This window comes from Citrobacter sp. HN-141 (genome assembly GCF_033341895.1).
Lineage (GTDB): Bacteria > Pseudomonadota > Gammaproteobacteria > Enterobacterales > Enterobacteriaceae > Citrobacter.
Map to the genome: position 1 here is coordinate 283,071 of NZ_JAWPBF010000003.1, position 13,354 is coordinate 296,424.

A 13,354-nucleotide genomic window follows, 5' to 3' on the forward strand; every position below is an offset into this window, starting at 1 on the left:
GGATGAAACAGTATTTGATTGCCCCCTCAATTCTGTCGGCTGATTTTGCCCGCCTGGGTGAGGACACCGCGAAAGCGCTGACCGCAGGTGCTGATGTCGTTCACTTCGACGTCATGGACAACCACTACGTGCCAAACCTGACCATCGGCCCGATGGTACTGAAATCGCTGCGTAAATATGGTATCACCGCTCCGATTGATGTTCATCTGATGGTGAAGCCGGTCGATCGTATTGTCCCTGACTTCGCAGCGGCCGGTGCCAGCATCATTACTTTTCACCCGGAAGCCTCCGAACACGTCGATCGTACTTTGCAGCTGATCAAAGAGCATGGCTGTAAAGCGGGGCTGGTGTTCAACCCGGCCACTCCGCTGAGCTATCTGGACTATGTCATGGATAAGCTGGATGTGATCCTGCTGATGTCTGTTAACCCAGGTTTTGGTGGACAGTCCTTTATCCCGCAAACGCTGGATAAGCTGCGCGAAGTACGTCGTCGTATTGATGAGTCTGGCTATGACATTCGTCTGGAAGTGGATGGCGGCGTCAAGGTGAACAACATTGGTGAAATTGCGGCTGCCGGTGCGGATATGTTTGTCGCAGGCTCTGCTATTTTCGACCAACCAGACTACAAAAAAGTCATTGATGAAATGCGCAATGAACTGGCGAAGGTAAGTCATGGATAACTTTCAGGACATTCGAGGCGTAGCATTTGACCTCGACGGCACGCTGGTCGACAGCGCGCCGGGATTAGCCGCTGCGGTGGATATGGCGCTGTATGCGCTGGAACTGCCGGTTGCCGGTGAAGAACGCGTTATCACCTGGATTGGCAACGGTGCCGATGTGTTGATGGAGCGTGCGCTTGCCTGGTCTCGTCAGGAGCGTGCGACCTTACGTAAAACGATGGGTAAACCGCCCGTTGATGATGATATTCCCGCCGAGGAACAGGTGCGAATTCTGCGCAAGCTGTTCGACAGATATTACGGCGATGTCGCCGAAGAGGGGACGTTCCTGTTCCCTGATGTCGCCGACACGTTGGGCGCACTGCATGCCAACGGATTGCCGCTGGGTCTGGTGACCAACAAACCGACGCCGTTTGTCGCGCCGTTACTTGATGCGCTGGATATTGCCAAATACTTTAGCGTGGTCATCGGTGGTGATGACGTACAGAACAAAAAACCGCATCCGGACCCGCTGCTGCTGGTGGCAAGCAAGCTTGGCATCAAGCCTGAGCAAATGCTCTTCGTAGGGGATTCACGCAATGATATTCAGGCGGCAAAAGCTGCTGGCTGTCCGTCCGTTGGCCTGACCTATGGCTACAACTACGGTGAGTCGATCGCGCTGAGCCAGCCCGACGTTATTTACGACCGTATTAATGAACTACTGCCCGCTCTCGGGCTTCCGCATAGCGAAAATCAGGAATCAAAAAATGACTAAGCCCATCGTTTTTAGTGGCGCACAGCCCTCAGGTGAATTGACCATTGGCAACTATATGGGTGCGCTGCGTCAGTGGGTGAGCATGCAGGATGACTACCATTGCATTTATTGCATCGTTGACCAACATGCTATCACCGTTCGTCAGGATGCCCAGCAACTGCGTAAAGCCACGTTGGATACGCTGGCGCTGTACCTGGCGTGTGGTATCGATCCTGAAAAAAGCACCATCTTCGTCCAGTCGCACGTGCCGGAACATGCACAGTTAGGCTGGGCGCTGAACTGCTACACTTATTTCGGTGAACTGAGCCGTATGACCCAGTTCAAAGACAAATCCGCACGTTATGCAGAGAACATCAACGCTGGGTTGTTTGATTACCCGGTGCTGATGGCGGCGGATATTCTGTTGTATCAGACCAACCAGGTACCGGTTGGTGAAGATCAGAAACAGCATCTGGAACTGAGCCGCGATATCGCCCAGCGCTTCAACGCCCTGTATGGCGACATCTTCAAAGTGCCTGAGCCGTTCATTCCGAAATCCGGCGCGCGCGTGATGTCGTTGCTGGAGCCGACGAAGAAAATGTCCAAGTCGGATGACAACCGCAACAACGTGATCGGCCTGCTGGAAGATCCGAAATCTGTGGTTAAGAAAATCAAACGTGCAATGACCGACTCTGAAGAGCCGCCGGTTGTACGCTACGACGTGCAGAACAAAGCGGGTGTTTCCAACCTGCTGGATATCCTCTCTGCGGTCACCGGTAAAAGCATTCCGGAGCTGGAGCAGCACTTTGAAGGCAAAATGTATGGTCATCTGAAAGGTGAAGTCGCAGAGGCCGTTTCCGGCATGCTGACCGAGCTTCAGGAGCGCTATCACCGTTTCCGTAACGATGAAGCTTTCCTACAGAAAGTGATGAAAGACGGTGCGGAAAAAGCCAGCGCGCGTGCCTCTGTTACGCTGAAAGCCGTTTACGAAGCGATTGGCTTTGTTGCCAAGCCGTAATACTTTCTGCGTTGCTGAAAAAACCGGGAATTTCCCGGTTTTTTTGTATCTGCGCAAAGAGATTTATTGATTATTCAGCCGCTGGGCCGCAACCGCCAATCATTTTAGAAATCGAGATTGCCGGGTGCAGCAGGTAATCGTACGAGCAGGTTTTATTACGGTTTTCAATATGACCCGTACAAGCGGTCAGCGTCGCCAGAATTCCTGCCACAGCGGTAATTTTTGCAATCTTAAACATAACGAAATCCTTGTAGATACAACTATTTATATATATGAAAAAAATGGAAAAAATCCATTTCCCGCCGGTGAAAGTATCAAGTAATGGAGCAGGGAGGTAGTCCAGATAAGGACTACCCAAAGGCAAGGGCATATGCTTTTAAAAAAACAGGTGGGAAATAAAAACGGCAGTCAGGAAAGAGATTCCAGGACTGCCGTTTGCGTTAATTAGCGGAACGATTTCAGAACGGTATACGGTTGGTTATTTCGCGGAGTATGTTGTGAATCAATGGTTAGAGAACCAGTTCAGCTTATCGCGTAATGCCACAACACGACCCACGATAATCAGCGCCGGGCTTTCAACCTGTTTTGCCAGTTCACCGAGCTGTGTCAGCACACCGCTGACGACGCGCTGTGTTACGGCAGTACCATTCTCGACCAGGGCAACCGGCATATCAGCTTGCATACCAAACTCGATGAGTTTTTCCTGAATCGTTGCCGCCTGATTCAGTCCCATGTAGAACACCAACGTTTGTTTCTCTGCCGCCAGGTTCTCCCAGTCCAGCTCACCGCCTGTTTTCAGGTGCCCAGTGACCAGGCGTACGCTCTGCGCATAATCGCGATGGGTCAGTGGGATACCGGAATAAGCAGAACAGCCAGAAGCCGCGGTAATGCCTGGCACGACAGAGAATGGAATACCCGCATGGCACAGGGTTTCCAGCTCTTCGCCCCCGCGGCCAAAGATGAACGGATCACCGCCTTTCAGTCGTACTACGCGTTTACCTTGTTGCGCTTCACGCAGCAGGATCTGGTTGATCTCTTCCTGCGGTACGCAGTGATAACCCGCACGTTTACCGACGAACACACGATCTGCGTCGCGACGCACGAGGTTCATGATATCGTCGGAAACCAGACGGTCATACACCACAACATCAGCTTGCTGGATCTGCTGTAACCCTTTCAGCGTCAGCAGTCCGGCATCGCCTGGACCGGCACCAACCAGTACCACTTCACCGCGATGATCCAGCGGTTCGCTGAGCATGTGCTCGGTGGTTTCCTCGACGGCTTTCAGGTCATTGTTCGCCAGCGACTGCGCCAGGCGGTCATTCACGAATAATTTTTCCCAGAAGCGGCGACGTTCACCCATGCTGGCGAACTGTTTTTTCACGCGGGAGCGCAGTTGCCCGGCATATTGTGCGACCTGGCCCAGATGCTGCGGCAGCACGGATTCGAGTCTTTCACGCAGCAGGCGGGCAAGAACAGGGGATGTACCGCCTGAGGAGACCGCCACCATCAGCGGAGAGCGGTCGATAATGGAGGGCATGATAAAACTGGCCGCTTTTGGCGCATCGACCACGTTGCAGAAGATACGACGTGATTCTGCGGCGGTGCTGACGCTTTGGTTAACGGCATCGTCATCAGTAGCGGCAATAGCCAGCCAGCAGGTGTCGAGCAGGGACTCATCGAACGGCCCCTCAACCAGCGTCAGCATATTTTCATCTGCCCATACTTTGAACTGCGGAATAAACGCCAGCGCATTGACCGTTAAACGGGCGCCCGCTTCCAGCAGTAACCGCGCTTTGCGTTCTGCGACATCACCACCGCCGACGATCAAGCAGTCGCGGTCACGTAGTTGACAAAATATAGGCAAATGATCCACGACATTACCCCTTAATTATTTGGCTGTTATGCCAGATTCTCAGCTTGGTTGATTTTTGCCGGAACAGGACGCTCCGATTTTGGCGTAGCATACCAATAACCTAATCCCATGAATACGACACCGGACAAAGTATTACCGAGTGTCACCCACAGAAGGTTATGACCAATTCCGGACAGGGTATAGGCCTCGCTGTGATGGCCGAACCAGGAAAGGGCAAACAGCGTCATATTGGCCACGGAGTGTTCATAGCCGGACGCGATAAACGCCAGCAGACACCACCAGATGGCAAGGAACTTCGCCGCGCCTTCGGTGCGGATTGCCATCCAGATTGCCAGGCAAACCAACCAGTTACACAATGCGCCTTTAAAGAACAGTACTGTTGCAGGTGCGGTGGTTTTCGCCAGCGCGACCGTATGTACGATGCTGGTGTCGACCGGCAGCAGACTGCCACCGCCCCAGCTATACAGCAGAGCGACAAACACAGAGCCCACGAGGTTGCCAAGCCAGGTTTGCGGCAGAATCGCCCACATTTGACCGTGGCTGATGGTGCCCGCTTTAACCCCGAGCGTCAGGAACATGGTGTGACCGGTGAACAGTTCAGAACCGGCGATAATCACCAGCGTTAAGGCAATACCAAAGGTTGCACCCATTACCAGAGGGCGTACGGACGGATCGAGTAAATTACCGAGAGTGAAAATAAGAATGATGCCGAGCCCAACGTAGGCCCCTGCCATTGCTGAGCTGACCCAGAATCCGAGCGGATTATTTGCCGACAGGCGTGCGATGCGCGCAGCGTTAGCCGCACACTTATTGATAGTGTCTGTGAACATGTGTTGATTATCCTTTTCTCACTTCATCCTTTGCCCTGCCTCTTTGTTGGCTGCCCTCGCTCACCCCAGTCACATAGTGAACTATGCTCCTGGGGATTTGCTCAGTTGCCGCCGCGATGCAGTACAAATGATTTTGTGATAACAATGAAAATGAAAAAAAATACAAAAAAGGGGAGGCGTTGCGCCTCCCAAAAATTTATTAACCGCGCAGTTGCACCATGCCGTCTTTCACTCGGGCTTCGTAATGCTTCACGGAAAACTGTTCGTCTTCCATACACAGACCGTCGCTTAAGCGAAAACGCTGTTTTTTCAGCGGACTGGCGACCCACAGCTCACCCTGATGCTCAGCAATCAACCCACGCGACAATACGCTGGACTCAAAGAATGGGTCGATATTGCTGATCGCAAATACCTGATCGCTGTGATACGGGCGGAAAATAGCAACCTGCTCAGTTCCTAACAGGGCGCAGACGCCTGTCGCAGGCAGAATGTCATCGATTTTGCAGATGTTTTTCCACTGGCTCATGCGTTTTCCTCCACCAGAGTCACCGGAATACGCTCATAAGGCGTCGCCGGACGATGTTGTTCGCGCTCAGGTACCACCTGAACATTCGGATCGCGTTTATCGCTGTTGATAAAGTGTTTGAAACGAACCTGCGCGGACGGCGTGTTGACCGTTTCTGTCCACTCACACACTACCGCTTCACGCAGACGGGCCATCTCTTCTTCCAGATGCTGGTTCAGGCCCAGTTTGTCGTCGATGATGACGGACTTCAGATAGTCGATGCCGCCTTCCAGGTTATCTAACCACGGTGCAGTACGGGTCAGTTTGTCCGCAGTACGGATGTAGAACATCATAAAGCGGTCAAGGTACTTGAGCAGCGTTTCACGATCGACATCGGCTGCCAGCAGGTCTGCATGACGAGGTTTCATCCCGCCGTTACCACACACGTACAGGTTCCAGCCTTTCTCGGTGGCGATGATACCGACGTCTTTACCCTGGGCTTCCGCACATTCGCGGGTACAGCCAGAAACACCAAACTTCATCTTGTGCGGTGTACGAATGCCTTTGTAGCGGTTTTCCAGCTCGACGCCGAAGCCAACGCTATCGCCGACGCCGTAACGGCACCAGGTGCTGCCTACGCAGGTTTTCGCCATACGCAGCGCTTTGGCATACGCGTGACCGGTTTCAAAACCGGCTTCAATCAGCTGACGCCAGATTTCCGGCAGGTCATCTTTCTGCGCGCCGAACAGACCGATACGCTGAGAACCGGTAATTTTGGTGTACAGGTTAAATTCACGCGCGATACGGCCCACGGCCACCAGGCCTTCAGGGGTAATTTCGCCACCCGCAGAACGCGGGATCACGGAATAGGTGCCGTCTTTCTGGATGTTCGCCAGGAAGTTGTCGTTAGTGTCCTGCAGCGGCGTGTGCTGTGGTTTGAGGATGTACTCATTCCAGCAGGAGGCCAGCAGGGAGCCGACGGTCGGTTTACACACTTCGCAGCCGTAACCTTTCCCGTGTTTAGCCAGCAACTCTTCGAAAGTTTTAATGCCTTCTACGCGGATCAGGTGGAACAGTTCCTGACGTGAATACGGGAAGTGTTCACACAGGTTGTTATTCACTTCGATACCCTGCTTCGCCAGTTCGGCGTTCAGGACCTGCGTCACCAGTGGGATACACCCGCCGCAGCCGGTACCGGCTTTGGTTTCGGCTTTCAGCGCCGCAACGGTGTGACAGCCTTTGTTGATAGCGGCAATCAGCATGCCTTTAGTGACGTCGAAGCAGGAACAAATCTGCGCGCTGTCCGGGAGTTTATCCACGCCGATTGATGGTTTACCGCTGCCTGCGTGCGCGGGCAGAATCAGCGAGTCCGGGTTTTCCGGCAGTTCGATGGCGTTCAGCACCAGCTGTAGCAGGTTGCCGTAATCGCTGGTATCACCGACCAGAACCGCGCCGAGCAGGGTTTTGTTATCTTCGCTAACGATAAGACGTTTGTAGACTTCTTTGCTTTCATCGAGGTAGACATAGCTGCGGGCACCCGGCGTGCGCGCATGCGCGTCGCCAATCCCGCCAACATCTACGCCGAGCAACTTCAGTTTGGCGCTCAGATCCGCACCTTCGAAAGCGTTTTCAGTTTCGAGGATATGATCCACGGCGACCTGAGCCATTTTGTAACCCGGCGCGACCAGACCATATACGCGGTTGTTCCAGCTGGCGCATTCGCCAATCGCATAGATATCCGGGTCAGATGTCTGGCAGCTGTCGTTAATGACAATGCCGCCGCGCGGAGCGACGTCCAGACCGCACTGGGTGGCCAGTTTGTCGCGTGGGCGAATACCGGTGGAGAAGACGATGAAATCAACTTCCAGCTCGCTGCCGTCGGCAAAACGCATGGTTTTGCGCGCTTCACTGCCTTCCTGGACAATCTCTTTGGTGTTCTTGCTGGTGTGCACACGCACGCCCATGCTTTCAATTTTGCGACGTAACTGCTCGCCACCCATATGATCCAGCTGTTCCGCCATCAGCATGGGGGCGAATTCAATTACGTGGGTTTCCACGCCGAGGCTTTTCAGCGCTCCGGCGGCTTCCAGACCTAACAGGCCGCCACCGACGACGGCACCGCGTTTGCTACGGCGGGCGCAAGCCTCAATGGCGTTGAGATCTTCGATGGTACGGTAAACGAAGCAGTCCTGGGTTTCGGAACCTTTAATCGGTGGGATCCACGGATAGGAACCGGTCGCCATGATCAGCTTGTCGTAATAGACCGTACGACCCGCGCTGGAGTGGATTACCTTCTCCTGGCGGTTGATGGTAATTGCACGTTCACCCACTAACACCTTAACGCCGTGCTTCTCGTAGAACCCTTCACGCACCAGAGAAAGCTCTTCAGCGGTGTGGTGAGAGAAGTAAGATGACAGGTGTACGCGGTCGTACGCTTTGCGGGGTTCTTCACAGAAGACGGTAATATCAAAATTGGCAGCGTCGGATTTATCAAGAAGATCCTCAATAAAGCGATGGCCGACCATACCATTACCGATAATAGCGAGTCTGACTTTGCTCATTTTTGCCTCGATTTCTTTTCTATTACTGCCTACCTTAACGATTCAGCAACCGCGCTTATTGATACAAATCAAATTCGGCCTTATATACTCCTTAAGGGGTATATAACTGATTTGTCAGCATTTTTATAAGTGACGGAATTGACAGGCTTTTCATATTTGTACAATTAGCATACAAATTAAGGGGGTTTAGTCTGTTTTGGCCGACATCGCCAGTGGAAGAAGAGGGTATGAGAATAGGCCGGATGGCGCAGACACCATCCGGCAGTGTGCAGGCCGGGCAAGCGAAGCGCCCCCCGGCACTGAGATTAATGCGTTGCTGGCGCGTTATGCAGGCGATGACGCGTGACGAACCCAAGGATAAAGCACATCACGAACACCACGGCATACAGTCCGTTCGCAGTCTGTAATGCGGCTAATGGACCACTGTGCGCTACGATAGGACCGGTGACGACGAAGGTGAGCATGGTACCAATGGTGCCGCAGGTCAGCACAAAGTTAACCAGTTTAGGTGAGGCAACTTTGGTCTGCTGAGAACCAAGGGTAATAATGGTGGTATAAATCGCGCTGGAGAAGAAGCCCAGCGTCAGAATGAACCACGGCATATGCTCTGGCGTACCGGTGATGAACAGATACATCAGCACGGTGGCCAGTCCCGCCAGTACGGTCAGAATACGCTGCAAATCGAAGAAACGCAGAATAAAGCTAAACGCCCACATGCCGACCATGTAAGACATCCAGAAGTCGCTAACCAGTTTACCGGCATCGTTCAGGCTCATGCCCAGGCTCTTGGCGTATTCCGGAACCCAGGAGATAAAACCAAGCTGACCGAGGATGTAACACAGTGCCGCAATCGCCAGGAACAGTACGCCAATGCCCCATTTTTCTTTAACGACCGGCGCATCTGGCTGCTGCGCATGTTTGCCCAGCGCCGGGAATTCGCAGCCGAAGGTCAGCAGGAAAATGGCGACATACACCAGGCCGATACAAGCATAGACCCAATACCATTCGATGCTGCGCGCGAGCAGGAAGGCCGCAACCATGGGGAAAATCATGCCCGCCATGCTGAAGAAGGAGTCGGTAAACAGCAGGCGGGAGCCACGCTGGCGACCTTCATACATCTGAGTCACCAGGAACGTACCAATCGACATGGTAATACCGCTTACCAGACCCAATACAAACATGGCGGCTGAGAACAAGGCCAGACTATGGCTGAACATCAGTCCGGCAACGGCCAGTACCATCAGGATAAAGCCGAAGCGCAACTGGGTTTTCAGTGGCACGATTTCCATCAGCCAGGCATTCAGAAAAATAGAGATCAGGATACCTGCGTTCAGGAAGGTGAAGGTGTTACTCATGCTGGAAACGGGCAAATGGAAGTAATCTGCGATGTTTCCCATCACCATCCCGGTGACAATTACCAACGCACCTGTCAGGGCGTAGGAGAGAAAGCTAATCCATGTGAGCTTGATGCGATTGCTGTTAGTCATGACTGGCCTGTATAGAAGTGTAAGGCGCATTAACGGCGCCGTGAGCGGGCAGATTTTAGGCGTTTTAGTGATGTATTTAAATATTTTTTGGTAATTACTGAGTCCGTTACATTTTTGTATGTGATCGTGATCACATAGATATTTACGGCTATGAGGTTACATTTGTTTCAAGTACGTAAAATTAGGTAAAGGGATGGCCTTGTTCATGAAGGCTCTTTAGAATCAATCCACTTGCTTCATTTCTGCTCTTGTTAAGGAATTCTCATGCTCAAATCGACTCTGGCGGCTGTTGCAGCTGTTCTCGCTCTTTCTGCTCTCTCTCCCGCAGCACTGGCAGCAAAAGGTGACCCGCATGTCCTGCTGACAACCTCTGCCGGTAACATTGAGCTGGAGCTGAACAGTCAGAAAGCCCCGATTTCAGTGCAAAACTTTGTCGATTATGTCAACAGTGGTTTCTATAACAACACCACGTTCCACCGTGTGATCCCAGGCTTCATGGTGCAGGGCGGCGGTTTTACCGAGCAGATGCAGCAGAAGAAACCTAACCCGCCAATCAAGAATGAAGCCGATAACGGACTGCGTAACACCCGCGGCACGATTGCTATGGCGCGTACAGCGGATAAAGACAGCGCGACCAGCCAGTTCTTTATCAATATTGCAGACAACGCTTTCCTCGATCACGGCCAACGCGACTTTGGCTACGCCGTGTTCGGTAAAGTTGTGAAAGGTATGGATGTTGCGGACAAGATTGCGCAGGTACAGACCCACGATGTCGGTCCTTACCAGAATGTTCCATCAAAACCGATTGTTATCCTTTCCGCTAAAGTCCTGCCGTAAGCCTGTTTTGCGCGGGTAGTTCCTGCCCGCGTTCTCCCCCCTTCTCTGCGTAACCCGAAATTGCTGCTTATACTTGTGGCAAGTGTCAGCTCATTCAGGGAGGTCACGTGAAAAAACTCACCGATAAACAAAAGTCCAGGCTCTGGGCGCAGCTGCGAAATGCCAATTTCCAGGCAAGCCGGCGACTGGAAGGCGTGGATATTCCACGGGTTACTCTGAGCGCTGAAGACGCCCTGGCGCGGCTTGAAGAATTGCGGAGGCACTATGAGCGATAAATTCGGTGATGGACGTGACCCCTATTTGTATCCTGGGCTGAACGTTATGCGTAACCGGCTGGGGGTTCATCAGGCACAGCGTCTGGCGCAGGCAGCTTATGAATTGACGGCGCTGCGTGCTGCCACGATTGAACTGGGGCCGTTAGTTCGTGGTTTACCCTACCTGTGCGCTATTCATCGCCAGCTTTATCAGGATATTTTCGACTGGGCTGGCAAGCTACGCGAAGTGGATATTTATCAGGGCGACACACCTTTCTGCCATTTTGCCTGGATAGAGAAAGAGGGCAACGTGTTGATGCAGGACCTGGAAGACGAGTCCTGGCTGGTGGGATTGCCGCAAGAAAAGTTTGTGGACCGCCTCGCACACTACTACTGTGAAATTAACGTGCTGCACCCGTTTCGCATCGGCAGTGGTCTGGCGCAGCGTATTTTCTTCGAACAGTTGGCGATTCATGCCGGGTATATACTCAACTGGGAGGGCATTCAGGTTGAGGAGTGGAACCAGGCAAATCAAAGTGGCGCCATGGGGGACCTGTCCGCACTGCAAGCGATATTTCGTAAAGTGGTAAGCGAAGCCCTGGAAACTGAGTAGAATAGCGCGGTTCTTCTGTACCGGAGCCGCCATGATCCTGCTTATCGATAACTACGATTCTTTTACCTGGAACCTGTATCAATACTTCTGCGAACTGGGCGCAGATGTCCTTGTCAGACGCAACGACGCGCTGACGCTGGCGCAAATTGATGCGCTGAATCCGCAGAAAATCGTCATTTCCCCGGGGCCATGCACGCCGGATGATGCGGGCATCTCGCTGGATGTCATTCGCCATTATGCGGGTAAGATCCCTATGCTGGGCGTTTGTCTGGGCCATCAGGCAATGGCACAAGCCTTTGGCGCGACCGTTGTGCGGGCGGCGAAAGTGATGCACGGTAAGACTTCACCCATTACGCATACCGGGCAAGGTGTTTTTCAGGGATTGGCAAACCCGCTAACGGTGACGCGCTACCATTCGTTGGTGGTCGCGCCTGAGACGTTGCCTGAGTGCTTTGAAGTGACGGCGTGGAGTGAAACGCAGGAGATTATGGGCATTCGTCACCGGGAGTGGGATATGGAAGGGGTGCAATTTCACCCGGAGAGCATCCTCAGCGAACAGGGACATCAGCTGCTGGCTAATTTCCTTAACCGGTGATTTAGGGTTGCTATTCAGTGATTTTTTATTCATATTTTGTGATTATAATTTCACTAGCATTTCTGCTTAACAGGGTGGTAATGACATGGCAACTGAACAAACTGCAATTACGCGCGCAACATTCGATGAAGTGATTCTGCCGATTTATGCACCGGCAGAGTTTATCCCGGTAAAGGGGAAAGGAAGTCGAGTCTGGGATCAGCAGGGTAAAGAGTACGTTGATTTCGCGGGCGGCATTGCAGTGACCGCGTTAGGGCATTGCCATCCGGCACTGGTCGAGGCATTAAAAACCCAGGGTGAAACTCTGTGGCATACCAGTAACGTGTTCACCAATGAACCAGCGTTGCGTTTAGGTCGCAAAATCATTGATGCCACTTTCGCCGAACGCGTGTTGTTCATGAACTCTGGTACCGAAGCTAACGAAACCGCCTTTAAGCTGGCGCGGCACTATGCCTGCGTGCGTCATAGCCCGTTCAAAACCAAGATTATTGCCTTCCATAATGCGTTTCACGGTCGTTCACTGTTTACCGTTTCTGTCGGCGGGCAGCCGAAATACTCTGACGGCTTTGGACCAAAGCCCGCGGATATTATCCATGTACCGTTTAACGATCTGCATGCGGTCAAAGCGGTGATGGACGACCACACCTGCGCGGTGGTGGTTGAGCCCATTCAGGGTGAGGGCGGTGTCACTGCGGCAACGCCGGAATTCCTGCAAGGTTTGCGCGAACTCTGCGATCAGCACCAGGCGTTGCTGGTATTTGACGAAGTGCAGAGTGGGATGGGGCGTACCGGCGATTTGTTTGCCTATATGCACTACGGCGTGACGCCGGATATCCTCACCAGCGCCAAAGCCCTCGGCGGTGGTTTCCCGGTGAGCGCGGTACTGACGACGCTGGAGATAGCCTCCGCGTTCCATGTTGGCTCGCACGGTTCGACCTACGGCGGGAACCCGCTGGCCTGCGCGGTTGCAGGAGCGGCGTTCGATATCATTAACACCCCGGAAGTGCTGGAAGGTATTCAGGCCAAACGTCATGCCTTTGTGCAGCATTTGCAGAAAATTGATCAGCAGTTTGATATTTTCAGCGATATTCGCGGCATGGGGCTGTTGATTGGCGCTGAGTTGAAGCCGCAGTTTAAAGGCCGGGCGCGTGATTTCCTCTACGCTGCTGCGCACGAAGGGGTGATGGTGCTGAATGCCGGGCCGGACGTGATGCGTTTTGCGCCGTCGCTGGTGGTAGAACAGGCTGATATCGACGAAGGGATGCAGCGTTTTGCCCAAGCGGTAGCGAAGGTGGTGGGCTGATTGCCGGATGGCGGCGCGAGCGCCTTATCCGGCCTACAGGGTAGGGTGTGATTCGTAGGCCGGAT

Annotated in this window: 14 protein-coding genes; 8 read left to right on the forward strand and 6 right to left on the reverse strand. The window is 53.1% G+C overall.

Going from position 1 to position 13,354, the window contains the following annotated elements; all coding sequences use genetic code 11:
* The first annotated feature begins 2 nt into the window (after positions 1-2).
* From rpe to trpS, 3 genes are read left to right on the forward strand one after another with little or no spacing between them, the layout of a single operon-like run.
* Positions 3-680: a ribulose-phosphate 3-epimerase gene (gene rpe / locus RYZ59_RS05920; RefSeq protein WP_040231743.1), complete on the forward strand. Its 678-nt coding sequence runs from the start codon at positions 3-5 to the stop codon at positions 678-680.
* Positions 673-1,431, forward strand: coding sequence for a phosphoglycolate phosphatase (gene gph, locus RYZ59_RS05925; RefSeq protein WP_318045288.1), 759 nt, complete (start codon positions 673-675; stop codon positions 1,429-1,431). Before rpe ends, gph begins: the two co-directional genes overlap by 8 nt.
* Positions 1,424-2,428 (forward strand): tryptophan--tRNA ligase, encoded by a 1,005-nt coding sequence (trpS, locus tag RYZ59_RS05930; RefSeq protein WP_148361397.1) that lies wholly within the window; start codon positions 1,424-1,426, stop codon positions 2,426-2,428. The genes gph and trpS overlap by 8 nt, the downstream gene beginning before the upstream one ends.
* 70 nt (positions 2,429-2,498) lie before the next feature.
* Here the strand turns inward: trpS and RYZ59_RS05935 are convergent, their stop codons facing one another.
* The 6 genes from RYZ59_RS05935 to tsgA form a co-directional block, all read right to left on the reverse strand.
* Positions 2,499-2,666 (reverse strand): YhfL family protein, encoded by a 168-nt coding sequence (locus RYZ59_RS05935; RefSeq protein ID WP_202037570.1) that lies wholly within the window; start codon positions 2,664-2,666, stop codon positions 2,499-2,501.
* 264 nt (positions 2,667-2,930) lie between these two features.
* Positions 2,931-4,304 carry a siroheme synthase CysG gene (gene cysG, locus RYZ59_RS05940; protein WP_318045280.1) on the reverse strand — a complete coding sequence of 458 codons (1,374 nt, stop codon included), beginning with the start codon at positions 4,302-4,304 and terminating at the stop codon, positions 2,931-2,933.
* 26 nt (positions 4,305-4,330) lie between these two features.
* Positions 4,331-5,134, reverse strand: coding sequence for a nitrite transporter NirC (gene nirC / locus RYZ59_RS05945; RefSeq protein ID WP_271455115.1), 804 nt, complete (start codon positions 5,132-5,134; stop codon positions 4,331-4,333).
* Positions 5,135-5,333: 199 nt separating this feature from the next.
* Positions 5,334-5,660, reverse strand: coding sequence for a nitrite reductase small subunit NirD (nirD, locus tag RYZ59_RS05950; protein ID WP_045448391.1), 327 nt, complete (start codon positions 5,658-5,660; stop codon positions 5,334-5,336).
* Positions 5,657-8,200 carry an NADPH-nitrite reductase large subunit gene (nirB, locus tag RYZ59_RS05955; RefSeq protein ID WP_202037573.1) on the reverse strand — a complete coding sequence of 848 codons (2,544 nt, stop codon included), beginning with the start codon at positions 8,198-8,200 and terminating at the stop codon, positions 5,657-5,659. The genes nirD and nirB overlap by 4 nt, the downstream gene beginning before the upstream one ends.
* A gap of 305 nt (positions 8,201-8,505) precedes the next feature.
* On the reverse strand, positions 8,506-9,687 hold the full coding sequence (tsgA, locus tag RYZ59_RS05960; RefSeq protein WP_318045270.1) for an MFS transporter TsgA: 1,182 nt from the start codon (positions 9,685-9,687) through the stop codon (positions 8,506-8,508).
* Between the two features lie 264 nt (positions 9,688-9,951).
* On the opposite strand from tsgA, the gene ppiA reads away from it, so the two are divergent.
* The 5 genes from ppiA (at position 9,952) to argD (ending at position 13,289) form a co-directional block, all read left to right on the forward strand.
* On the forward strand, positions 9,952-10,524 hold the full coding sequence (gene ppiA, locus RYZ59_RS05965; protein WP_318045267.1) for a peptidylprolyl isomerase A: 573 nt from the start codon (positions 9,952-9,954) through the stop codon (positions 10,522-10,524).
* 107 nt (positions 10,525-10,631) lie between these two features.
* Positions 10,632-10,799: a YhfG family protein gene (locus tag RYZ59_RS05970; RefSeq protein ID WP_137381140.1), complete on the forward strand. Its 168-nt coding sequence runs from the start codon at positions 10,632-10,634 to the stop codon at positions 10,797-10,799.
* Positions 10,789-11,391 carry a putative adenosine monophosphate-protein transferase Fic gene (locus tag RYZ59_RS05975; protein ID WP_202037575.1) on the forward strand — a complete coding sequence of 201 codons (603 nt, stop codon included), beginning with the start codon at positions 10,789-10,791 and terminating at the stop codon, positions 11,389-11,391. The genes RYZ59_RS05970 and RYZ59_RS05975 overlap by 11 nt, the downstream gene beginning before the upstream one ends.
* Before the next feature lie 31 nt (positions 11,392-11,422).
* On the forward strand, positions 11,423-11,986 hold the full coding sequence (pabA, locus tag RYZ59_RS05980; RefSeq protein WP_137381138.1) for an aminodeoxychorismate synthase component 2: 564 nt from the start codon (positions 11,423-11,425) through the stop codon (positions 11,984-11,986).
* An 85-nt stretch (positions 11,987-12,071) separates the two neighbouring features.
* On the forward strand, positions 12,072-13,289 hold the full coding sequence (argD, locus tag RYZ59_RS05985) for a bifunctional acetylornithine/succinyldiaminopimelate transaminase (protein ID WP_318045260.1): 1,218 nt from the start codon (positions 12,072-12,074) through the stop codon (positions 13,287-13,289).
* Positions 13,290-13,354 lie beyond the last annotated feature (65 nt).